The sequence below is a fragment of the Streptomyces sp. NPDC088261 genome (genome assembly GCF_044740805.1).
Lineage (GTDB): Bacteria > Actinomycetota > Actinomycetes > Streptomycetales > Streptomycetaceae > Streptomyces.
Genome location: NZ_JBIURL010000004.1, coordinates 437,824 through 458,915 on the forward strand (window position 1 = coordinate 437,824; position 21,092 = coordinate 458,915).

Annotated in this window: 16 protein-coding genes and 4 pseudogenes; 8 read left to right on the plus strand and 12 right to left on the minus strand. The window is 72.5% G+C overall.

Annotated elements, in window-relative coordinates; genetic code table 11:
- Nucleotides 1-10 precede the first annotated feature (10 nt).
- The 4 genes and pseudogenes from ACIODU_RS11610 to ACIODU_RS11625 all read right to left on the minus strand — a co-directional run bounded on the left by ACIODU_RS11610 (nucleotide 11) and on the right by ACIODU_RS11625 (nucleotide 3,720).
- Nucleotides 11-401: pseudogene (locus ACIODU_RS11610) on the minus strand (SsgA family sporulation/cell division regulator).
- 576 nt (nucleotides 402-977) lie between these two features.
- Nucleotides 978-1,511 (minus strand): annotated as a pseudogene (locus tag ACIODU_RS11615) (radical SAM protein); the annotation flags it as partial.
- Nucleotides 1,508-2,506 carry a CHAT domain-containing protein gene (locus ACIODU_RS11620; RefSeq protein ID WP_401766634.1) on the minus strand — a complete coding sequence of 333 codons (999 nt, stop codon included), beginning with the start codon at nucleotides 2,504-2,506 and terminating at the stop codon, nucleotides 1,508-1,510. The gene ACIODU_RS11620 and the pseudogene ACIODU_RS11615, both read right to left, overlap by 4 nt.
- Nucleotides 2,507-2,589: 83 nt before the next feature.
- The gene (locus tag ACIODU_RS11625) at nucleotides 2,590-3,720 is read right to left on the minus strand and encodes a cytochrome P450 (RefSeq protein ID WP_401766637.1); all 1,131 of its coding nucleotides are present in this window, start codon (nucleotides 3,718-3,720) and stop codon (nucleotides 2,590-2,592) included.
- A 321-nt stretch (nucleotides 3,721-4,041) separates the two neighbouring features.
- Between ACIODU_RS11625 and ACIODU_RS11630 the strand changes: the two genes are divergently transcribed.
- Nucleotides 4,042-4,578: a hypothetical protein gene (locus ACIODU_RS11630; RefSeq protein WP_401766640.1), complete on the plus strand. Its 537-nt coding sequence runs from the start codon at nucleotides 4,042-4,044 to the stop codon at nucleotides 4,576-4,578.
- Nucleotides 4,579-4,601: 23 nt separating this feature from the next.
- Entirely contained in the window at nucleotides 4,602-7,502 is a 2,901-nt protein-coding gene (locus tag ACIODU_RS11635) for a M48 family metalloprotease (protein WP_401766643.1), read from the plus strand.
- 34 nt (nucleotides 7,503-7,536) lie between these two features.
- Here the strand turns inward: ACIODU_RS11635 and ACIODU_RS11640 are convergent, their stop codons facing one another.
- Nucleotides 7,537-8,100 (minus strand): DUF1707 and FHA domain-containing protein, encoded by a 564-nt coding sequence (locus ACIODU_RS11640; protein WP_401766646.1) that lies wholly within the window; start codon nucleotides 8,098-8,100, stop codon nucleotides 7,537-7,539.
- Nucleotides 8,101-8,316: 216 nt separating this feature from the next.
- Between ACIODU_RS11640 and treZ the strand changes: the two genes are divergently transcribed.
- Nucleotides 8,317-10,068, plus strand: coding sequence for a malto-oligosyltrehalose trehalohydrolase (gene treZ / locus ACIODU_RS11645; RefSeq protein ID WP_401766649.1), 1,752 nt, complete (start codon nucleotides 8,317-8,319; stop codon nucleotides 10,066-10,068).
- A gap of 24 nt (nucleotides 10,069-10,092) precedes the next feature.
- Here the strand turns inward: treZ and ACIODU_RS11650 are convergent, their stop codons facing one another.
- The gene (locus tag ACIODU_RS11650) at nucleotides 10,093-10,680 is read right to left on the minus strand and encodes an ATP-binding protein (protein WP_401766775.1); all 588 of its coding nucleotides are present in this window, start codon (nucleotides 10,678-10,680) and stop codon (nucleotides 10,093-10,095) included.
- Nucleotides 10,674-10,994 (minus strand): recombinase family protein, encoded by a 321-nt coding sequence (locus tag ACIODU_RS11655; protein ID WP_401766652.1) that lies wholly within the window; start codon nucleotides 10,992-10,994, stop codon nucleotides 10,674-10,676. The genes ACIODU_RS11650 and ACIODU_RS11655 overlap by 7 nt, the downstream gene beginning before the upstream one ends.
- Before the next feature lie 222 nt (nucleotides 10,995-11,216).
- Between ACIODU_RS11655 and ACIODU_RS11660 the strand changes: the two genes are divergently transcribed.
- Complete coding sequence (locus ACIODU_RS11660; RefSeq protein WP_356425640.1) at nucleotides 11,217-12,101, plus strand: helix-turn-helix transcriptional regulator; 885 nt, start codon at nucleotides 11,217-11,219, stop codon at nucleotides 12,099-12,101.
- Entirely contained in the window at nucleotides 12,098-12,310 is a 213-nt protein-coding gene (locus ACIODU_RS11665; protein WP_401766655.1) for a DUF397 domain-containing protein, read from the plus strand. The genes ACIODU_RS11660 and ACIODU_RS11665 overlap by 4 nt, the downstream gene beginning before the upstream one ends.
- Before the next feature lie 62 nt (nucleotides 12,311-12,372).
- Here ACIODU_RS11665 and ACIODU_RS11670 read toward each other — a convergent pair whose 3' ends face one another.
- The 3 genes and pseudogenes from ACIODU_RS11670 to ACIODU_RS11680 all read right to left on the minus strand — a co-directional run.
- A complete protein-coding gene (locus tag ACIODU_RS11670) occupies nucleotides 12,373-13,512 on the minus strand; it encodes an aminopeptidase P family protein (protein ID WP_401766658.1) in 1,140 nt (379 codons plus the stop codon).
- Nucleotides 13,513-14,583: 1,071 nt separating this feature from the next.
- Nucleotides 14,584-14,976, minus strand: a pseudogene (locus tag ACIODU_RS11675) (lectin); the annotation flags it as partial.
- A gap of 48 nt (nucleotides 14,977-15,024) precedes the next feature.
- Nucleotides 15,025-15,507 (minus strand): annotated as a pseudogene (locus tag ACIODU_RS11680) (septal ring lytic transglycosylase RlpA family protein); the annotation flags it as partial.
- A 279-nt stretch (nucleotides 15,508-15,786) separates the two neighbouring features.
- Here ACIODU_RS11680 and ACIODU_RS11685 point away from each other — a divergent pair.
- Both ACIODU_RS11685 and ACIODU_RS11690 read left to right on the plus strand, forming a co-directional pair.
- Nucleotides 15,787-18,255 carry a hypothetical protein gene (locus ACIODU_RS11685; protein ID WP_401766661.1) on the plus strand — a complete coding sequence of 823 codons (2,469 nt, stop codon included), beginning with the start codon at nucleotides 15,787-15,789 and terminating at the stop codon, nucleotides 18,253-18,255.
- 50 nt (nucleotides 18,256-18,305) lie between these two features.
- Nucleotides 18,306-18,512, plus strand: coding sequence for a cold shock domain-containing protein (locus tag ACIODU_RS11690; protein ID WP_401766664.1), 207 nt, complete (start codon nucleotides 18,306-18,308; stop codon nucleotides 18,510-18,512).
- Between the two features lie 51 nt (nucleotides 18,513-18,563).
- On the opposite strand, the gene ACIODU_RS11695 is transcribed toward ACIODU_RS11690, so the two are convergent.
- Together ACIODU_RS11695 and ACIODU_RS11700 are read right to left on the minus strand one after the other, a co-directional pair.
- Nucleotides 18,564-19,520 carry a hypothetical protein gene (locus ACIODU_RS11695; protein WP_401766667.1) on the minus strand — a complete coding sequence of 319 codons (957 nt, stop codon included), beginning with the start codon at nucleotides 19,518-19,520 and terminating at the stop codon, nucleotides 18,564-18,566.
- 268 nt (nucleotides 19,521-19,788) lie between these two features.
- On the minus strand, nucleotides 19,789-20,421 hold the full coding sequence (locus ACIODU_RS11700) for a nucleoside/nucleotide kinase family protein (RefSeq protein ID WP_401766670.1): 633 nt from the start codon (nucleotides 20,419-20,421) through the stop codon (nucleotides 19,789-19,791).
- 55 nt (nucleotides 20,422-20,476) lie between these two features.
- On the opposite strand from ACIODU_RS11700, the gene ACIODU_RS11705 reads away from it, so the two are divergent.
- The gene (locus tag ACIODU_RS11705) at nucleotides 20,477-20,869 is read left to right on the plus strand and encodes a VOC family protein (RefSeq protein WP_356425392.1); all 393 of its coding nucleotides are present in this window, start codon (nucleotides 20,477-20,479) and stop codon (nucleotides 20,867-20,869) included.
- The last annotated feature ends 223 nt before the right edge of the window (nucleotides 20,870-21,092 follow it).

Here is a 21,092-nt window from a genome sequence, read left to right on the forward strand (position 1 = left end):
ATCCCTCCGGTCATCCCTCCGCGAGGATGTGCGACAGCTCCGTGTCGAGGTCGAAGTGGCGGTGCTCGGTGCCGGGCCGTACCAGCGCGTCGGTACGGTCCAGGAACGCTCCGAGCGCCCCCTTCGGGGCTTCGAGAAGCGCCTCTCCCTCCGGGGAACTCAGCATGACGCACACGATGTCCCGGCCGTGACGGCGGGACGGGTGGACACGGACCTCGCCGGTGCCGGCGGGCCGGGACAGCCCCTCGGCGAGCAGGTCGCGCGGGAACACCCACTCGACGGTCTCCCCTCCCCCGACGTGGAAGGTGGCGTGGACGGCGAAGGGGTCGGCCGCGTCGTAGCCGAGGGATCGTCGCCACGGGCTGCCGGTCCTCGGCCGACACCGCCAGGTGCAGAAGCAACTCGCAGGTGACGCGGGTGCCGCTGTCCCCGGCCGCCCGGTCGCGCCCCGGTGACCTCGTTCCGCCGAAGACGGAACATCGCGCCCGGGCCGCCGCCACGTGCTGGGGGGCCTGGGGGAAGAGCCGGAGGTAGGGGAGTTGCAGGCCGTCGCAGTCGTCGGTGAAGGGGCAGCCCCCGCACGCCTGGAGTTTGGCGGCGACCTCTCCGCGCGGGGTGGCGGAACGCGCGAACGGGGACACGTCCGGCATCGTCCGCCGCGACGAGAGGGTGTCGGTGGGCGGCAGACCGACCGCCGACGCCATGCACGGGGGTACGTTCGCCACGGCGACCGGGACGGCCCCCGCCGCCTTCTCCACCGCCGCCGACACACGGTCCACAAAGGTGGTGAGGCTGGGCAGCACCGTCTCCACGTGGTCGTACGCGGCCCCTTCCACGATCGGGAAGGAATAGCGGACGGACGCACGCGGCGCGATACGGCGGACCAGGTCGGGGAAGTCCCCGGCCTCTTCCAGGTTCCGCGCGCAGACCATGAAGTTGACCTCGGTGGCGACCCGGTCGTCGGAGGCCAGGGCGGTCAGGGCGCGCAGCGCGAGGTCGAAGCTGTTCGCGGGTCCGGCGATGCCGTCGTGGGTCTCCCGGCGCGCCCCGTGCAGGGACAGCAGGACGTGCGTCACCCCGGACTCGACCAGATCGTTCAGGTACGCCGGATCGGCGATCCGATGCCCGTTCGTCTGGAGCCCGACGGACGTGAATCCCCTCGCGGAGGCATCCCGTACGAGGCCGGGCAGGTCCGTGCGGAGCGTCGCTTCGCCCCCGGTGAGGACCAGCCCCGCCCTGGTGGGGAGGAGACCGGAGGCGGGTCGCGGCCCGGTCACCGCGAACCGGGTCAGCGCCGCCGACACCTCGTCGTCGGGCAGCAGGTGGGGGGCGATCTCGTCACGCTTCACGTGGACGACCTGGCCGGACGGCAGGGCCGTACACGCCACCGTCGCCCGGTCGGGGTCGTCGTCCCCGGCGGCGGACAGGAGGACGGACCGGAGCGCGGGGAGCGGCACCAGGTGGAGGCGCCGGTCGTCGTGGGTCAGCAGCAGCAGTTCGGTCATGGTCATCGCTCGCGCGGTGCCCACTGCGGCGTGCGGTGATCGCCGACCAATTTCACGTGATCCCCGGAGGCCAGACCGGCCAGGGTCAGGGTGAGATGGCCCATGAGCGGCTTGCCGTCGGCGACCAGCGTCCAGTCGTACGCGTGGGTGTCGTCCGGAATCAGTCGTTCGGCCAGGAGGCGCGCCACCGTCCCGACCGGCGAGAAACGGTTCGCCTCGACCACGAAGACGGCGTCCGACTGGCGCATCCCGAGTTCGAGGAAGAGGTGGTTCTCCTCCTTGGCCTGGCGGTCCCGAAAGCGCGTCGTCCCGTCGGACAGCAGAAGGAACTCGCAGCCGTCCTTGAGCCGTTTCCGGAGTTCCTCCGGGACGCGCGGGTCCTCCGCCCTCCGGAGCGAGAGCGCCGCGTCGGACGGACCCGCCAGAACCAGCTGGGCCGGATCGACGCCCGTACGGTGGATCAGCTTCGGCACCGCCGCGTCGGGCAGACCGTGGACCGTCACCATCGACACGCCCTGGGAGAAAGCGTCTTCGACGGAACGGCCGAAGGCGAGGGCGCGGTAGAAACCGGCCGCGAATTCGATCGCCGAGGCGTCACCGACCGGATCGGTCATGCCGATCACCGCGTCGGCGTGTTCGGCCAGCGTTTCCGCCTGGCTCGCCGAGTAGCACGCGTTCAGTACGACCACCTGGAGCCACTGGCGGAAGTGGGAGAAGATCGCGCTCAGCGCTTCCCGGCTCACCTCCCGGCTCGCACCCGACGCCGTCTCAAGGACGATCGCGCCGGCCGTACCGTGGCCGATGAAGTGCACCACGTTCGGCTCGAAGGAGTTGAGCTGGTACAGGAGTTCGTCCACCGTGACGGCCCAGGCGGACCGGACGAGGAACCGATCGGCGGTGTCGCCCTCCCGGATCCTCTCCTCGATCCTGCGGGTCTCCTCGCCGAGCCGCAGCGGATGGGTGTCACGCGGATTGGCGGCCAGGATCAGTAACTTGATCATTTCCCCTTCTCCCCCCGACGGTCGCCGACGGCCGGGCCCATCGACGGACGCCGCTCTCTGTCAACGACCGACGGGACGTCCGGTCACATGATCGGGCGAACAATCTGGCCGCCTGGGCTGACGAGCAGGGTCCGCGGGGCTCTGACGATCAGTCCGGCCGGGACGGGCCGGAAGCCGTCCGCCCAGCGCAGGGCGGGCATCGCCGCCAGCAGGGCCCGCAGGCCGTGTTCCGCCTCCAGGCCCGCGAGCAGGACGGCGGGGCAGGAGCCGGTGCCGAAGGTGAGCTGGCCGGGGTCGGTCCGTGCCAGGTCGAAGCGGTCGGGGTCGCGGAACCGGGCGGGGTCCCGGCCGGCCGCGCCGATGAGGCACGCGACCTGGGCGCCGGGCGGGAGGGTGCCGCCGGTCAGCTCGACCTCGGCGGAGGTACGGCGCAGCACGACCTGGACGGGCGGGTCGCGCCGCAGGGACTCGGCCCAGGCCTGCGGGATCAGCGCGGGCCGTTCGCGCAGGAGCGCGGAGAGGCCCGGCTCCCCCAGGACGTTGGCGAGGAACGACGCGAGGGCCGTCTCGCGGACGGCGGTGCGGGAGGCGCACGGTCCCGCGGGGGCGGTCTCGGCGCGGCGCCGTACCAGCCGGGACAGGTCGCGGCCGTCCCGGCAGGCGCCGCCGACGGCGGTCGCGAGCGCCCCGGCGGGCAGCCACCGGCAGAACTCCTCGACCAGGTCGGCCCGCCCCCGCCCGGCGATGCGGCGCGCGAGCACGTACGCGGTGCGCTCGACCACCTCCCCGAGCCCGCGCTCCGGCAGGACGGGATGGGCGGCGCAGTCCGGGTCGCCGGGGCGGTGCCCCTGGGTGAAGCGGGGGTCGGTGAGCGCGAGGGAGACGTCGTCGTACCGGCTGACGAGCCAGACCCCGAGGACGGGCTCGTAGGCGAGGGGGGAACGCTCGCGGAGGGTGCGGTAGAAGGGGTACGGGTCGGGCACGGCTCCCCGCAGCAGCACCCGGGGCACGCGGGGCGCCCCACCGCCGGTCCGCGCCCCCGCCGCACCACCCCCGCTGGGACCCCCGCCGGGCCCTCCACCGTGACCTCCGCCGGGCAGCGCGACACGCGAGGCCCCCGCGCACTCGGCGGCGACGCCCCCGGACCCCACCCTGCCGGCGCCCGGCTCCACCCCGGTCGTCGCGCTCACGCTGGCGGACGGGTCGACCGGCATGTGGGCTCCCTGACCGGGCGGGCGCGCCTGCGGACGGGCGCGGTCACCCCCAGCCGACCACCGTCCACGCCCGCCCGCAGTCGGCGCGGGGCCGTACGGGTGGCGGAGGGGGCCGATCGGCCGTACGGGGAGGAGGGCGCGGACCGGCGCCGCCACGGCGAGGCGCGGTGCCGTATCACACCCGCGTCACATGACCGGCCCGGACCGGTATCGGCGCGGAAATTCCGCCCCACGACCGGCGTCCGCGTGCTGAGATGTCCCAACATGCTTGAGTCTCGGGGGAGTTGGAGAAGGTTGAAGCCGTCGTGGCGAGTACGTGACGTGGTACGCGATGTGGTGGCCGAGCGCGCGGCGCACGAGCTGCCGCTCGTGGACGGGCTGCGGGAGCTGAGCGACGAGCGGGTCGTCCAGGTCCTGTCCGGCGGGGGCCGTCGAAGGGAAGCGCTGGGGTTCGGTTACGCCGAGGCGGCCACGATGATCACCCCGGTGGTGTGGCTGGTCCTCGACCAGGTGGCCCGCCGGGGCGTCGACGCGGTCACCGACACTGCCGTACGGAGAAGCCGGTGGGGGCTGCGCAGGCTCCTGCGCAGGGACTCCGGGGGCGGGGAGCCCCGTACCCTCACCGAGCTGGACCGCGCCCAACTGGCCGCCGTACGGGCCCGCGTGGTGGAGCGGGCGACCGCGCAGGGGATCTCCGGGGAGCAGGCCGAGGCGCTGGCGGACAGTGTGGTGGCACGGCTGGCGACGGGCGACCCGGAGGCACCCGTACCGCCGACGGCACCCCCCGCATCCCCAGCCGCGCCGGACGCCACACCCGCCCCGGATCCCTCCACCCCCGACGCGCCGACCGCCCCGTAGTGGGTACGGCCACCGAGCACCCCGTGGAACCCGCCGGTCCCGGCGGCGACCGAGCCGACACCGCGGCGCCCGGAACCGGCCCCGCCGGCGGCGGGCGCGCCGAGACCGGCCTCCGCTTCGCGCTGCTGATGACGGTCGTGACGGCGGCCAGCATCACCATGCTCGACAACGCGCTGGCACCCACGCCCAACGACACCCCCGGGGACGCGCTCGGCTGTCTGCTCGCCGCCGGCATCGACCCCGACGGCAAGAACCTCACCAACACCCTGGTCGGCACGTCCCGTCCGGAAGCGCTGCGGGAGTGCCTGTCCGGCGCACCTGAGGTGGCGTACTGGAAGGGCATGGTCGCGACAGCGGTCCTGCTCGCCGTCGCCGCGCTCGTGTTCTGGTGGCTGCCGCGCTGGCGCGAGCGGTGGCACCGGACGCTGCCGATCGCGACCGTGGACCGGGACGGCGGGCTGGCCGCCGAACTCGCCGAGCTGCGCGAGATCGCGGGGATCGACCCGCGCGTACGGTTCCGTGTCGATCCGGCGCGGACCACCGCGGGCGCCGTCGTCTACGGACGCGCCGGGTTGTACACCGTATGCCTGCACAACGGGCTGCTCGTCAGGCGCGGCACCGACCCCGAGGGCTTCCGCGCCGTCGTCCTCCACGAACTCGCCCACCTGCGCAACCGGGACGTGGATGTCGCGTGGTCCAGTACGGCGCTGTGGCGCGTCTTCGTCCTCCTCGCGCTGCTTCCCTTTCTCTTCTCCACCGGCCGGATCCTCGTCACCGGCCTGTCGGGCAGGAGCACGTCGCCGTTCTGGCCCGGCGCCGCGTCGCTGCTCACGTACTCCTTGCTGAGCGGGCTCGTCCTGGTCGCGCTGGTCCACCTGACCCGTGCCGACCTGCTGCGACGGCGCGAACTGCACGCCGATGCCCAGGCCGTCGCGTGGGGCGCCCTGCCCGCGGGCTGGAATCAGCCGGAGGGGCCGCGCGCCCGGCTCAGGCGCGTCGGCCACCTGCTGCGGACGCACCCGGGGTGGGCCGAGCGCAGGGCCGCGCTCGGCGACCCGGACCGGCTGTCCGCCGTCGGGGCGCCGCAGATGTTCCTCACCGGCGTCGCCGGATCCCTGCTGGTCAACGCATTGGAAGTGATCCCCCGGCCGGCCGAGCTCGGCGGCAACGCCTGGCTGACGGCCGCGCTCGTGGCGCCGGTGCTCTGGCTCGTCCTGAGGCGTTCGGTCCTGCGCGCGACCCGCGAGGAGTCGGGGCTGCGGGCGGGCCTGTGGCTCGGATGCGGGCTGATGGTCGGCGAGTGGGTGAGCGGCGGCTCCAGCGGCAACGAGTGGGTGACCGCGGAACCGGCGTACCTGCTCGCGCTTCCGCTCGTCGGAGCCGTACCGGCCGTGTGGTCGGCCCAGAGCAGCCGGCTGGAGGCCGCCGCCCTGCGCGGGCGGGTGCCGCGCGCGCTCGCCGCACTGCTGAACGGCCTGGTGACCCTGGTCCTGCTGTGGGGCGGACTGCGGTGGTGGCAGGCGTCGGGCCGGTTCCAGGCGATGGGCATGACGACCGAGCTGGACGGCGTGCGTACGTTCGTGACGCAGAAGTACCCGGGGCCGTGGCAGGACTACGCCTGGGAACTGTCGACCGCCACCGCCGCGCTCCCCACCCTCGTGGAACTGAACAAAAGTACGCTGCTCAGTGTCGCGGCGGTCCTGATGGTGCTCCTCCCGCTGTGTCTGCACGCGCGCCACCCCGGGTCGGGGCTGCGCGTCCGCCGTACGCTGGCGGCCGGGGCCGCGGGCGGACTGCTGTGCTGGGCCGCCTTCGCCGTCGCCTCGTACGCGCTGCACTCCGGCCGCCCCGGCACTCTGGAGGAGCGCACGGGGGCGTTCCAGTACGTGCAGCTGTGGTGGTTGCTCCTGACCGTCACGGCCGCGTGCGCGACGACCGCCGCGTGCGTCGCGGGCGCGTCGAGACAACACTGGCTCCTGCGGGCCCTGTTGGCCTCCCAGGTGGTCCAACTCCTCGGATACGCGGGGATCTTCCTCGCGGTCTCGGCGGACGGCTGCCTGGGCCCGATGGATGTGTACGGCTCCCACTGCCACTGGCTGCCGGCCAACGGCACCATCATCGTGAAGCTGGTCCTCTCCGATTCGGTCACGACCATCACCCTCTTCTCGGCGTGCGGAGCGCTGGTGGGCGCGGGGGTGGTGCGCGGGGTACGGCGGTGGTACGGGAAGCCGGGCATCTCGCGAGCTCGCACACCGCGCGCCCTCGCCCCGCGAGCCCTCACGCCGGTCGCCGCCCCCGGAGTCGTACCGGCCACCCGCTGGTGGCCCGCGCTGATGAGCGGCGGCCTGGCCCTCGCCGTGAGCCTGACCCTCCTGGCCTCCACCGCCGTCCTCCACGCGGACGGCCGCCCGGACACGTCGTCCGCCCCCTCCGCGGAGACCCGGAAGTTCCTGGAGCTGATGGACACCCCACCGACGGCCCGGGCGGCGAAGGTACGGGAGTGGCAGGCGCTCGCCTGGCTCACCAAGGGCGGCCTGACCCGGATCGAGCGCATCTCCGGCGCCTTCCTCGCGCTCGGGGACGCTCTGCGCGAGGCGGGCGACCAGAAGCCGGGCGCCAACGGGAAGATCCGGCTGGACTCGAAGAAGTTCAGCCGTCTCTGCTCCGACGTGGCCAAGGAGGCCAGGGCCGCGCAGGCGTACTTCCGCGTCCCCGACACGGACCTCCAGAAGAAGTGGTCCGGCGCGCTTCAGCGCCTCGACCGGTCCGGCCGGTCGTGTGTCTCCGCTCTGGCGGACGACACGGCCGCGGCCGGCGAGAAAGGCGGCGACGTCTTCCTGCTGTCGATCGACGGCATGGCCGCCGCGGTGGGGGAACTGACCTTGGTCCTCCAGGAGTTGTACGCGAGGACCGCGCCTTCGTGACCCCGTTCGTCTCCCCGTACCGGCAGAGGATCCCTCAGCCGCGAGGCCGCTCCGCCGACGCCAGGCGGAAGTCCATCCGGCCGAAGCCCACCATGTCGCCGTCGCGCACCACGACCGTTTCCGTGACGCGGCGGCCGTTGACCGTCGTGCCGTTCGTCGAGCCCAGGTCGCGCAGGATCCACACCCCGCCCTGCATGCTCAGCTCGGCGTGGACGCGCGAGACCGTCTCGTGGCTCAGCCGCAGTCCGTTCATCGGATCGCGGCCTATCCGCAGGGGATACGGCCCCGGCTCCGGCAGCAGCAGCTTCGGCAGGCGTTCGACCTGCCACGCCCTGCGCAGCCGTATCGAGAACGCCGAGACCCGGCTCACCGTCCCGAAGAGCTTCCGCGACCACGGACTCTCGGTCTCCAAGTCGGCCGTGAGCGCCTTCAGTTCGTCGGCGCGCCGGGCCGCGAGGGCCAGATCCGTCCGGCGCAGGAACGTGTCGTGCGACAGCCGGCCCAGCGCCGCGCCTTCCCTGAGCACCGCGAGTACACGGTCGCGCTCGGCGTCGGACAGCCGCGCGGGATACGTCTGGAACTCGAAGGAGGACGTCACCCCGTGATTGTCGGTCCGACGCCCCCGGGGTGTCCAGACGGTACCGGCGACACACCGCGTCCGGCCCACCGCTGACCTGCACCGGAGGGAACCCGTACCCGATTCGGCGCGATCACCCGCCCTCCGGCCGTCTGGGTTGTCACCATGTGGGGACAGTAGTGATGACAGGCGGGTACAAGCAGTACTGGCCGGTACGGCGACAAGGGGGAACAGCCCGTGCAGTTCGAGGTGTGGGCACCGCAGGCGCAGGACCGGGTGGTCCTCCGCGTCGCGGACGACGACGTCCCGATGGAGCGCGACCCGGAGCGCGAGGGCTGGTGGATCGCCCAGGCACCCGCCGCCGACGGGAGCCGCTACGGCTTCGCGCTCGACGGCGGCCCCGTCCTGCCCGACCCCCGCTCGCGCCGCCAGCCCGACGGCCCGGACGGGCTGAGCGCGGTCGTGGACCAGGCCGCGTACGCGTGGCGGACCGACTGGCCGGGCGTGGCGCTGCCGGGGGCCGTCCTGTACGAGATGCACGTGGGGACGTTCACCGGCGAGGGCACCTTCGACGCGGCGGCGGAGCAGCTCGCCCCGCTGGCCGAACTGGGCGTGACACACGTCGAGTTGATGCCGGTCTGCCCGTTTCCGGGGGTGCACGGGTGGGGGTACGAGGGGGTGTCGCTGTGGGCGGTGCACGAGCCGTACGGCGGCCCCGAGGGGCTCAAGCGTTTTGTGGACGCCGCGCACGCTCTCGGCCTCGGCGTCGTCCTGGACGTGGTGCACAACCACCTGGGCCCGGCGGGCAACTACCTGCCCCAGTTCGGCCCGTACTTCACGGACACCCATCACACCCCGTGGGGCGCGGCGGTCAACCTGGACGCTCCCGGTTCCGACGAGGTCCGCGCGTACCTGCTGGAGAGTGCCCTGGCCTGGCTGCGGGACTTCCGGCTGGACGGGCTGCGCCTCGACGCGGTGCACGCGCTGGCCGACCACCGCGCGCTGACGTTCCTGGAGGAGCTGTCCACGGCCGTCGACGGGCTCTCCGGGGGCCTCGGCCGCCCGCTGTTCCTGATCGCGGAGTCCGACCTGGCGGATCCCCGTACCACCACCCCCCGTACGCAGGGCGGACTGGGCCTGCACGCCCAGTGGAACGACGACTTCCACCACGCGCTGCACACCGCGCTCACCGGTGAGGGCCAGGGCTACTACGCCGACTTCGCCCGCGCGCCGCTCGCCGCGATCGCCAAGACGCTGACGCGGGTCTTCTTCCACGACGGTACGTATTCGAGCTTCCGGGGCCGTGCGCACGGCCGTCCCGTCGACGTGACGCGGACCCCGGCCCACCGCTTCCTCGGGTACGCGCAGACCCACGACCAGATCGGCAACCGCGCCCTCGGCGACCGGCTCTCCGCGACGCTCTCCCCCGGACTGCTGGCGTGCGCGGCCGCGTTGGTGCTGACGGGCCCGCACACGCCCATGCTCTTCATGGGCGAGGAGTGGGGGGCGAGCACGCCGTGGCAGTTCTTCACGGACCACCCGGACCCGGTCCTGGCCGAGGCCGTACGCAACGGCAGGCGGCGGGAGTTCGGGGCGCACGGCTGGGCGGAGGAGGACATCCCCGACCCGCAGGACCCGGCCACCTGGGCCCGTTCCGTCCTGGACCGCACGGAGTGGACCAAGGAACCGCACGCCCGTCTCCTGACCTGGCACCGCGACCTGATCGCCCTGCGCCGCGGCCAGCCGGACCTCGCGGACCCGAACCTGGCGTCGGTGAAAGTCGCGTACGACGAGGAGGCCCGCTGGCTCGCGTACCGCCGGGGCGATCTGCGTATCGCGGTCAACCTCTCCTGCGAGGCTGCGGAGATCCCCCTGGGCGGCACGGGCCCGTCCCGGGTCCTGGCGTCCTGGACCCCGGTCGACCCGCCGGGCGCGGACGGCGTGCTGCACCTGCCCGCGGAGTCGTGCGTGATCCTGGCGGGCGGCTGACCCCTCCGCCCTCCCGGGGTGGGGCTACAACTTCGCGTGCAGTCCGGCAAGCAGAAGCCGAAGAAGCCCTACGTCCGCCGCCGTCGCCGGCACCACGGGCGCCCGTTCCGACCGCTGCTGCTGCCGCCGCTGTCGCTTCGGCAGCGGCGGCGGCACCGGCCGAACCACCAGTTCGGCCCACACGACCTTGCCGCCCGTGACGCGGTAGACACCCCAGCGCTTCGCGCACCGGTGGACGAGGAAGAGCCCCCGCCCGCTCTCGTCTTCGTGAGCGGGGTCGTACTGGACGGTGGGCTGCTTCTCAGACACGTCCCACACCTCAATCACCACACTGTCCGGCAGACCGACCAGCCGTACGGTGACCAGGCCGAGCCCCTTCATCCCCTCCCATGTCGGTTGCCCACCCAACACGCCCGTCGCGGCAACGGCATTGGTCACCAACTCCGAGGCGACGAGAAACGCGTCGTCCTCAAGGCAGCCCGCCTGCCACTTGGCGAGAGAAAGCCGCAGAAAGCGACGCGCCGTGGCAGCGGCCGAATTCACGGGAACCAGGGACAGTTGATCGACGAAGCACACACTCTGCGAGTGGTACGGCGGCGCCTGGCTCACCATGAGCACTCGTCCAGGCTGATGACGTCCGCGCCGGTCACGCAGAACAGGTGCGTCAGCATGACGTCCTGTAACGACTTGTTGAGGGCCAACTCCCGGTAGGACGGCACAATCACGTGCTTGGCCTCGGCACGCTTGACTGCCGCGATCAACTCCGTGAAAGCCGATTGCCCCCCGGGGACGTACTCGTGGAAGACCGTCGCTAACTGAAAGCCGTTGGTCTCGGCGTAGGCGTCCAGGTCGTCCTGTGTCCGCTTCGCCTCCTCGTCGGTCATATCGTCAGGCACCCGCATGTAGCCAAAGATCAGCGGATTCATCGCGCTTCGCTCTCCCTCGCCGTGCCGGCGATCACGTGGCGTGTTCGCGGCGGTTCCCCGGGGTGACCGAGTGAAGCACTAAAGGACCCATTAATGCAAGACTTCATTTCGCAACCACAAACCACAGCACCCGAATTATCTTTCGATATTGCGTAACTGAACATCAGGGGCTTACATTTCGGATGCGAGAGTCATTCACAGCGAAGGAAAGGTGGGGTGCCTGTGCCCGCGGCAAACTCAGGCTCGACCGTCCCGCGACGGCAGTTAGGACGGCACTTGCGCGATCTGCGCAACGCGGCCCGGCTGACCGTGCGGGCCGCTGCCAAGCAGTTGGAGTGGTCGGAGCCGAAGATCTGGCGCATCGAGACCGGGCAGACGTCGCTGCGCAGTCTGGACGTCGAGGCCATGTGCCGGACGTACGGCGCGGATGACCAGCTGACACAAGGCCTGATGGGCCTGGCCAAGGAGACGAAGAACCGGGGCTGGTGGCACGCGTACGACGATGTGATCCCCGACAGTTTCGACCTGTACATCGGGCTGGAAGAAGCCGCCGAGCGTCTGTCCTGGTACGAGGCGGAATTGATCCCGGGTCTGTTCCAAACCCCGGACTACGCCCGTGTGCTCATCAAGCGGTCGGACCCCAGCCGTGACGACGCCGAGGTGGAACGGCGCGTTCATGTCCGCATCACGCGGCAAGCGCTGCTCACCCGGGTGACAGCGCCGCCCAAGGTGGACGTGGTGCTCAACGAGGCGATCCTGCGTCGCCCCGTGGGCGGCAACAAGGTCATGGCCGAGCAGCTCGAACACCTGGTTCACTTGAACGAGCTGAACAATGTTTCCATCCGCGTGGTGCCGTACGGCGCCGGTCTGCACGACGGAATCATGACGGGCCCCTTTGTCATGATGCAGTTCCCCACATACGGGGACAGCCCGTCCACAGAACCGCCCACGGTCTACGCGGAGGGCTTCACGGGAGCGCTCTACCTCGACAAGCCCAACGAGATCGACCGTTACGACGATGCGTTCAAATCCATCTGGGGCTCGGCACTTGACGAAGCAGGTAGCACGAGCCTCCTCAAGCAAGCAGCGAGGGAGCTGAGCAAGTGAACAGTGCCGACCTGACAGGTGCGATCTGGCGCAAGAGCAGCCGCAGCAACGGTGACGCCAACTGCGTCGAGGTCGCGTTCCTGGACAACGGGCGGGTCGCTCTGCGCGACTCCAAGGACCAGGGCAACGGCCAAGCTTTCACCGTCACTTCCGGGAAGTGGGCCACGTTCACGGGCAGCCTGACAGACGCCGGATTCGCCGGGCTTTAGGCCGACCGCACACGCAGCGCCAATAGGAGCGCCCAGCCGAACCGCTGGCCGGGCGCTCCGCGCTACTCCACCAACGCCATTTCTCTCGAGGTGTTGTTGAAGCGGCGGGCGCCGTCCTCCGTCACCGTGACGATGTCCTCGATACGGACACCGAAGCGGCCCGGGAGGTAGACGCCCGGCTCGATGGAGAAGCACATGCCGGGGACCATCGGGCGTTCCTCGCCCTCGATCATGTACGGCGGCTCGTGGGTGGTGACGCCGATGCCGTGGCCGGTGCGGTGGATGAAGTACGGGCCGTACCCCGCCGCGTCGATCACCGCGCGGGCGGCCCGGTCGACCTCCTGGCAGGCGACCCCCGGGCGCACCGCTTCGAACCCGGCCTGCTGCGCCTCGCGGACCAGGTCGTGGACGGCCCGCTCCTCGGCGGTCGGCTCGCCGACGTGGACGGTACGGGTGGTGTCGGAGCCGTAACCGTGCTTGAGCCCGCCGAAGTCGAGGACCACCATGTCGCCCCGCTCAATGACGCGGGTGCCGGCCTCGTGGTGCGGGTTCGCGCCGTTGGGGCCCGAGCCGACCACCGTGAAGTCGACCTGCGAGTGACCGTGGCGCAGGAGCAGCGCGGCCAGGTCGGCGGCCACGTCCGTCTCCCGGCGCCCGGCGAACCGTACGCCGAGGATGTCCCCGTACGCCGCGTCGGCGGCGGCGCCCGCCGCTTCCGCCCTGGCCAGTTCCCGGGCGTCCTTGACGGCCCGCAGCATCGGCAGCGCGTCGGTCAGCGCCACGTACGACGTGCCGGGAAGGGCGCGCTGGAACGCGAGCAGGTGCATGGCCCAGGCGTTGTCGCTGACGCCGAACCGCCCGGCGGGGTCGAGCAGGGGCGCGGTGAGCGCGTACGGGTCCCTGCTGTCCGTCCAGTCGCGCAAGGTGAGCGCGTCCGCGCCTGGCGCACGCTCCGCATCCCCCGCCTCCAGAGCCGGCACGACGAGCACGGGGTCCTGCCCGGCGGCGAGAACGAGCAGCGTCAGGCGCTCGGTGTCGGCGCTGGGGCGGTAGCCGGTGAGGTACGTGAGGTCGGGCCCCGGGGCGACGAGCAGCCCCGCCAGCCCTTCATCGACGGCGGACGAGACGGCACGGGCCATCCGGGCGCGGTAGTCGTCGGCGGTGAAGGGTTCGAGAGCGGGGTCTTCGGTGGGGATGGCCATGCCCTCATCCTGCCGGGCGGGGAGGCCGGGCGCGAGCCCCGGGTGGGGAGCGGGCCGGGGGGTCTAGGGTTCCGGGTTCCGGGTCCGGGGGTCCGGGGGGGGCGGGGGGCCGGAGGGGAGTCTCGTCAGGTCTGTCCTGGCGGGGCTTCTGTGTGTGTGGGGGGGGGCGGCTGGGGCCGGTGGGGTGTTCGGGTTGGGACGGTAGAGATTGCTTGGCTGGTGTGGGTGCGGGGTTGAGCGAGGCATACGTGGCGGGTGATCTGTCGGCTCAGCCGCCGTTGTGGCTGGCTTTCTGTGGTTGCTGCTAACAGGGGCGAGGGGTTGTGCCAGGGGGGTCGGGAGCCGGGCCGGTGGACGGGAGGCTTGTAGCCGGGTTGCGGGGAGGCGGTGGCCTGGGGGCGAATGGAGGACTGTCCCGGAGTCCGGATGCGGGGAGGGGAGGGCCGGGGATCCGGGCATGGAAAGGCGGGAGTCTCGGCGACAGGGACGCGTGGAGTTGGGGGCCGGGAGTTGGCCCGGGGGCCTGTCCCAGGGCGCGGATTAGGGGCTGGGGATCCAGAGCCCCTGGTCGGGAAGCCGGGAGTCCCGGCGATTCCGACGCCCGGAGCCGGGGCGTGGGAGCAGCCCCGGGGGCCTGTGCCCGGCCCCAGGATGGGGGGTGAGCAACCAGAGCCCCGGGGCGGGAAGCCTGGAGTCTCAGCGATCCGCACGCCACCCGCCGGGGCGCGGGAGCCAGCCCCGGCGGCCCGTGTCCAAGGTCCGGATGGAGAAGCGGGGTTCCACAGCCGAGGTCGGGAAGCCGGGAGTCTCGGCGGTCCGGACGCCCGGAAGCCGGGATCCGGGCGTTCTGGAAGCCCGGCTGCCCTGGGCCCCGGGCGTGTCCCGAACCCACCTGCGGAGGCCGGGAGGCCGGGAGGTCCGTCCCCCGCCCAATGGCGTCCCGGGTTGGGGGCCGCGCCGGTGTGCGGTCGGCGGGCGATGGCGTCGCGTGGGGCCCGTGAGGTCCCAGGGGCACCGTGGCGGCCGCTCCGAGTCCGGGGTGCCGGGTCGGGGCGGCCGCTCGGTCGTGTGTCAGCTCGGCAGCGTCCACTGCTGGTTCGGTGCGCCGAAGCAGTCCCAGATCTGGAGGCGGGTCAGGTTCGCCGAGCTGTTGCCCGTGGCGTCCAGGCACTTGCCGGACTGGGGGTTCACCAGCTGGCCGTTGCCCTGTCGCTGCCACTTCTGCGCACCGCTGCCGTTGCAGGTCCACAGCTGGACCTGGGCGCCGTTCGCCGTGGAGCCCGCCGAGACGTCCAGGCACTTCCCGAGCGCGCGCAGGGTGCCGTCCGTCGCGACGGTCCAGGTCTGGGCGGTGGTGCCGTTGCAGTCGTAGAGCTGTACGGCGGTGCCGTCGGCCGTACTCGCCGCGTTGACGTCCACGCACTTGCCGCCGAACCCGCGGATCGGTCCCGTCGCTCCGGTGGGGGTCCCGCCGCCGCCCCCGGACAGCACCTCCAGGGTCACGTTGAAGTGCCCCGGGTCGGGCGAGATCGCGCCGATCCTCCGGAACGCTCCGTCCGACAGGTCGATGCAGAACGGCGCGCCCACCGTGGACGCGAACGAACCCCGGTCGTTGATCCGGACCGTCACGGAGGCGTTGTTGGCGACGTTGGTGACCTTGACCATCGTGCCGAAGGGCAGCTGGGGGTTGAGCGTCAGCGACGTGGCGGCCGTCAGGGCGTTCATGTCGAAGATCTCGCCGCTCGCGGTGAACGAGCCGGGAGGTATCTCCGCGCCGTAGTGCGTGGCCCAGCAGGTCGCGGCGGCGGCCGCCGTACCGGATGTCGAGCCCGCCTTCGTGGGCGCTGCCACGGCCGGCGCGCCGGTGGCGGCGACCACCGTTCCGCACACCACCAACAAGGACGCGAGCGCTCCCGCGACGCGGCGGACCGTACGGCCAAGGCCCTTACCGCCGGGGCCGGTTCTCCTGCCACGGGCGACTCTGGACATGCGCATGCCAATCACTGCCTCTCGCTCGACTCCGGAACCGTGGGGGTGGAGTCACGTTCTGGGACACGTGGTGCGTGCCGAGTTGATCTTGCACACATGACATGCCCACGAAACACGGCGCGAGGTAAACGCTTGAGAATTCATGCACCCGCCGCCACTCCGACCAGACCCCCTACCTCCGCCCGCACTTGACCTGCGGCAACGCACCGCATCCGCAACCAGGCCTAACCCAGGGGCCGTTGGGCATGCCTGAGGAGGCATGGCGGGCGACGGGCGGGAGTTGTGGTGGACAGGCCGTGGGTGGAAGTCGGCGCCGAGCAGGTACGGGAGGGGGTCGCCGGCACCGGCGAGTACGTGGGGCACACGCGGTTCGCGAACCTGGTGTGGCAGCGGGTGTCCGAGGACGGCCTGTACGTCGTACGGACGGGGCCGGAGCCCCGGATGGAGTGGGAGGCGCGGTCGGCCTCGTTCCAGGAGCCCGACGGCGTGCCGCTCCCCAACCCGGCGCCGTACCTGCTGGAACTGGGCTCGCTGGACCTCAGCGCGGTGACGTCGCTGACCTTGGGCTCCGTGCTGGACGAGCGGGCCTGGGACGTCACGGGCCTGGGCCACGTGGTGCACGGGCGGCCCGCGACCGCCGTGGGGGCGGACGGTCTGGTGTCGGTGTACGCGTGCGAGGAGGACGGTTTGCTCCACCTCCACCGGCAGGGCCCCGCCCCCGGCCGGTGGGCCGGCCGGGTCGCCCTGGGCTGGCCCGCCGACGGCGGACTCGTGGCGCTCTCCCGGCCGGGCGCCGACGCGGTGGTCGTCTGCGCGAACCGGGAGGGCACGCTGTGGGCGACCGTCGCGCTGCCGGACGGCCGGTTCGACGAGGAGGCGGTCCCCGAGATCGCGGCCAACGCCGCCCCGGACGCGCTGCCCGCCGTGGCCGTACACGCCGGTGGGGACCTGGAAGTCCTCTACCACGGGCAGGACGGCGGGGTCTGGCACGTCCGCCACCGCGCGGCGGACGGTGTGTGGGAGCAGCCGGAGTTCTTATGGGGCGGCGCACCGGTCTCCCTGGCTTCGGCCGCGCGGGCGGACGGACGGCTGGCGGGCGTCGTCGCGACCCGCGACGGGGAGATCTGGATGGCGGAGCAGAGCGCTCCGGACGGTGCCTGGGGTGAGTTCACCCGGCTGCCGGGAACCACGAACGGCGCGGTGACGGTGGTCGCCGACAGTGCGGACGGTCTCCGCCTGTTCTACCGGGGCCCGGACGGCCGCCCCCGCACGCGGAGCTACGCCGGGCGGGACGGCCAGGATGAGGAGACCGTCCTGGGGGACGACGCCGTAGGGGCGGCGCCCGCGCCGGTCGTCGCCGGTGACGGCCGTCTGGTCACCGTCGTCGCCGGGGAGGACGGGACCGTTCTCGTGAATCGGCAGACGAAACTCAGCGGGCCCGGCTGGGACGACTACGAGTCGATCGGCGTGCCGATGACAGGCTCGCCCGACGCCGTACGGGACGGACGGGGCCGGATCCATCTCGCCTTCGCCGACGGCGCCGACGGACACCTGTCGGTGGCCTCGCAACAACCCCTTCGCCGCGACCGGGCCCTCACCGAGGTGTACCCGACGCCGGACTTTCCCGGCGGTCAGTCGCGGGTCCTGGGTACGGGCGCCCAGGCCAACGCTGCCCGTTCGGGCTGGGCCGGATCCCGGCGTACGGACGTCCTGGACGTGCGATTCACCGGCCTCCCGGGAACGGCACAGGACCGTCACGGACAGGTCGTCGTCTTCGTCCACGACACCGTCACTGACACGCTCCGCTGGACCCGGCGCACCCAGGAGGGCGGCTGGACCCTCTTCGACGACCTGGCCGGGGCGCCGGAACCGATCGCGGGCAGTCCCGTCGCCTCCCGGGCCCGCGACGGCCGTATCGGGGTGTTCTTCCGGGCCCCGGGCGGCGAACTCCGGTACGCCACCGAGCGCCGCGATGGCGGATCGGGCTGGCGGTCCTCGCGGTCCACGGGACTGCGGATCCTGGGGGATCCGGTGGTGGGACACGACGCGGACGGCCTGATGACCGTGCACGCGATCGGCGAGGACACCACCGTGTGGCAGCTGCGGACGGACGCTCCGGGCCCGGAGGGCTTCACCGCCGAACCGTCGGGCGACAGTGCCGCCGCCCTGGCCGTGGCCCGCCTCCATGTCGGCCAAGGGCAGGCGGGCGGCGGAGGACGTGTGCCGTTCGTCCTCCGTACCGCTCCTGACGGCCAGGTCACCGAGCACCTCGGGACCGGACCCGGCCGGAGCCCGGGCGTGCGGGTGGCCGGCGGGGTGACGGCGCCGCCCGCACTGGCGGCGGGGGTCCACTCCGGGGCCGGCCACCTGCTGTCCCACACCGACGGACGACTGGCCGCCTGGACGCGCGGATCCGGCGGCACGTGGAGCGCCGCCCCGCAGCTCGGCACCGCGTGCGTGGACCGCCCCGCCCCGGTCCTGCTGGCCCACGGCAGGCTCGCCGCGTTCTGCCGTGCGCCCGGCGGGCAGGTCCGCGCGGTGTTCGAGAACTGGAACACCGACGGCGGGAGCTGGTACGGCGCCGGCGTCGAGGTCCACGAGGTCGCGGACGGGGCGGTGACAGCCGTGTGTGCCCAGCCCGACGACTTCGGCCGAATCGTTCTGGCCTACGGCACCGGCACCGGCGGCGACCCCGGCGCGACCGGCCTGGCACTCACCGTCCTGGGCGACCCCGAACCCGACCCGCCCGCCTGACGCCCCCCACACAACCGCAACCCCGACCACCCCCGACCAAGGAGCACGGCATGGCCAAGCACACCGGCACAGTCGAATCGTTCGACGACAAGGGATCGGGCTTCATCGCCCCGGACGACGGCGGGGCACGGGTATTCGTCCACTTCTCCGCCATCACCGCCACCGGCTTCAAGACTCTTGAGGCCGGAGACCGCGTCAGTTACGACCTCCAGACCGGCGGCAACGGCCCCTCCGCCGCCAACGTCGTGAAGATCTGACCCGTCCCCCGCCCCCGGCACACCCACCGGTGGCGGTGTGAGCCCGGCACCTCAGCGCGGCGGGTCCTGCGCCACCAACCGCTCCAGCAGCGCCTCGAAATCGTCGCCCACGACGATCCGCAGGCCCTCGCCGTCCTCGTCCTCCTCGCTGAGCTGGGTAAGCGTGCCGCCGCGCCACCAGTAGACGTACGGACTGATGGCACCCGGCGTGTCCTCGAACCCCGACGCGGCGAAGGACGCCATCGCGTTGAGGGTCGGGATCATCGTCGTGTCGCGGATGACGTGGAAGGCGAGCTGGTGGCGGAAGGGCATCGCGACCAGCGCGCCGTCCAGGCCGATCTGCCGCCCGGTGACCCGCTGGACGACCGAGTCCAGCGCGAGGACGCGGCTGGCGGTGTAGAACGAGTCGCCGAGGACCACCTCGAAGCGCATCCCGTCCGCGTCCTTGACCGTCTCGCGCTTCTCCACCGGCAGCTCGCGCAGATTCCGCAGCGCCCGCTCCCGCAGCCGCGCGACCTCCCCCAGCGGCTCCAGCGCCTCGTCCGTGAGCATCATGACGCTTTCGGGCAGGTCCAGGGCCAGCACCTCGTACAGCCCGGGAGCGACGGAGCGCGCGTACGCGAACGTCTGCGGGTCCAGGCCCTCGGCGCTGATGACCCGGGGGTAGAGCTGGGCGCGGATCTGGTCGGGCGGCAGGGTGTCGAGGGCGGACGGGCCGTCCATCGTACGGAGCACCATCCCGGCGTGCTGGCGGGCCAGTTCGCCCCAGACTCGCGGGCCCCGGTCGTCGTTGTGACACACGGCGGCGAGGTTGCCGAGGCCGAACTGGCGGCCGGAACTGTCCGTCACGACGTCCACATAGACCGTCACCTCCAGGCCGTGCTCCGCGAAGGCCTCACGCACCTGGCCACGGAACAGCGCCCCCTCGTCGACCGAGAAGAAGGAGAACGCCGGATCGCGCGGCGTGTCCCGTCCGTCGCGCCTAGGCCCTCGTCGGAAGAACCCCACACCATCGCCTCCACCCGTGTCGGCCATGCCCGGCATGACCGCCATGACCGCCGTACCGCCCGCCGCCGGGCGGGATCGCCGTCCCGCAGATCATCGGCGTTCCGGCGATCGTCCAAACTACGAGCCTAGGCCCTGTCTGGCCGAACTCCGAGGACGGGCCCCGGACGCCCCGTACCGCACCGGCGCGGGCGCCGTGCCGCGCCGGCGCCCGCGCGATCCCGGCGGCACCAGCAGTCCTGACGGGCTCGATTCCCACACCGGTACGGCACTACCGACCCGAGCCCTCATCCAGGCCGACGACCAGATCCGCGCGCCCCCGGCCCCGCGCCACCAGACGCGCGTTGGCCTCGTCGGAGTCCCTGACCCAGCGCTCCGCGTACCCGCGCTCCTTGCCGAAGCGGACGTGCCGGTCCACCAGCCGCCGTACGCGCACCTCGGGGTCCAGGTCCAGGAACCACACCTCGTCCAGAAGCGGGCGCACCGCCGCCCACGGGCCTTCGTCGTGCAGCAGATAGTTGCCCTCCGTGACGACAAGCGGAATCTCCGGCGGTACGGGGAGGCTCCCCGCGATCGGCTCCTCCAGGGACCGGTCGAAGGCGGGCGCGTACACGACGGCGCCGGGTTCCGGGGTACGCAGCCGGGCGAGCAGGGCCGCGTAACCGGTGGCGTCGAAGGTGTCGGGGGCACCCTTGCGGTCCGCGCGGCCGAGGCGGTCGAGTTCCGCGCCCGCCAGGTGGAAGCCGTCCATGGGGACGAGGACGGCGAGCCCGCCGAGACGCTCGACCAGGAGGGCGGCGAGGGTGGACTTGCCGACGCCGGGCGGGCCGGCGATCCCGAGGACGCGCCGCTGGCCGGGGACGGCGAGGCGGCGGGCGCGGGCGGTGAGGTCGGGCACGTCCATGGAGGCATTCTCCCACCCTTGCCGCGCCCGCATCATACGTATAACGTACCCACGCATGTCACACATCGCCCTGGTCACCCTGGTCGTCGCCGATTACGACGAGGCCCTCGCCTTCTACACGGACAAGCTCGGCTTCGAACTGGTCGAGGACACCGACCGGGGCGACGGCTCCCGCTGGGTCGTGGTCCGCCCGCCCGGCGCGGGGGCGGGCGCGGCCTCGCTTCTCCTGGCCCGCGCGGCCGGCGACACACAGCGCGCGAGCGTCGGCGCCCAGACCGGCGGCCGGGTCGGCTTCTTCCTCCACACGGAGGACTTCGCCCGCGACCACGCGACGATGCTGGCGGCGGGCGTCCGCTTCCTGGAGGAACCCCGCCACGAACCGTACGGCTCGGTGGCGGTCTTCGAGGACCTGTACGGCAACCGCTGGGACCTGCTCCAGCCCGCGTAAACCGTACGGGTGGAGCGACGGCCTGCGGACGTCACCCCACCCGCACCAGAACACGCGAAGCCACATCCCGCTCACCCCCCACAGCACAAACTCTCACTCCACACCGCCCGCCCCCACGGCCAAGGGGTTTCTGGCCGCAACCACAGAAAGCCGGCCACAACGGCGGTCGCGCCGACCGACCACCCGCCACGTATGCCTCGCTCAGCCCCGCACCCACACCGGC

Bases quoted from the DNA above. Each gene is read 5' to 3' on its own strand.
- ACIODU_RS11625 (WP_401766637.1), bottom strand. From the start codon at position 3,720: ATGCCGGTCGACCCGTCCGCCAGCGTGAGCGCGACGACCGGGGTGGAG.
- ACIODU_RS11620 (WP_401766634.1), bottom strand. From the start codon at position 2,506: ATGATCAAGTTACTGATCCTGGCCGCCAATCCGCGTGACACCCATCCG.
- ACIODU_RS11650 (WP_401766775.1), bottom strand. From the start codon at position 10,680: ATGGTGAGCCAGGCGCCGCCGTACCACTCGCAGAGTGTGTGCTTCGTC.
- ACIODU_RS11690 (WP_401766664.1), top strand. From the start codon at position 18,306: ATGGCCAAGCACACCGGCACAGTCGAATCGTTCGACGACAAGGGATCG.
- ACIODU_RS11655 (WP_401766652.1), bottom strand. From the start codon at position 10,994: ATGAATCCGCTGATCTTTGGCTACATGCGGGTGCCTGACGATATGACC.
- ACIODU_RS11700 (WP_401766670.1), bottom strand. From the start codon at position 20,421: ATGGACGTGCCCGACCTCACCGCCCGCGCCCGCCGCCTCGCCGTCCCC.
- ACIODU_RS11705 (WP_356425392.1), top strand. From the start codon at position 20,477: ATGTCACACATCGCCCTGGTCACCCTGGTCGTCGCCGATTACGACGAG.
- ACIODU_RS11670 (WP_401766658.1), bottom strand. From the start codon at position 13,512: ATGGCCATCCCCACCGAAGACCCCGCTCTCGAACCCTTCACCGCCGAC.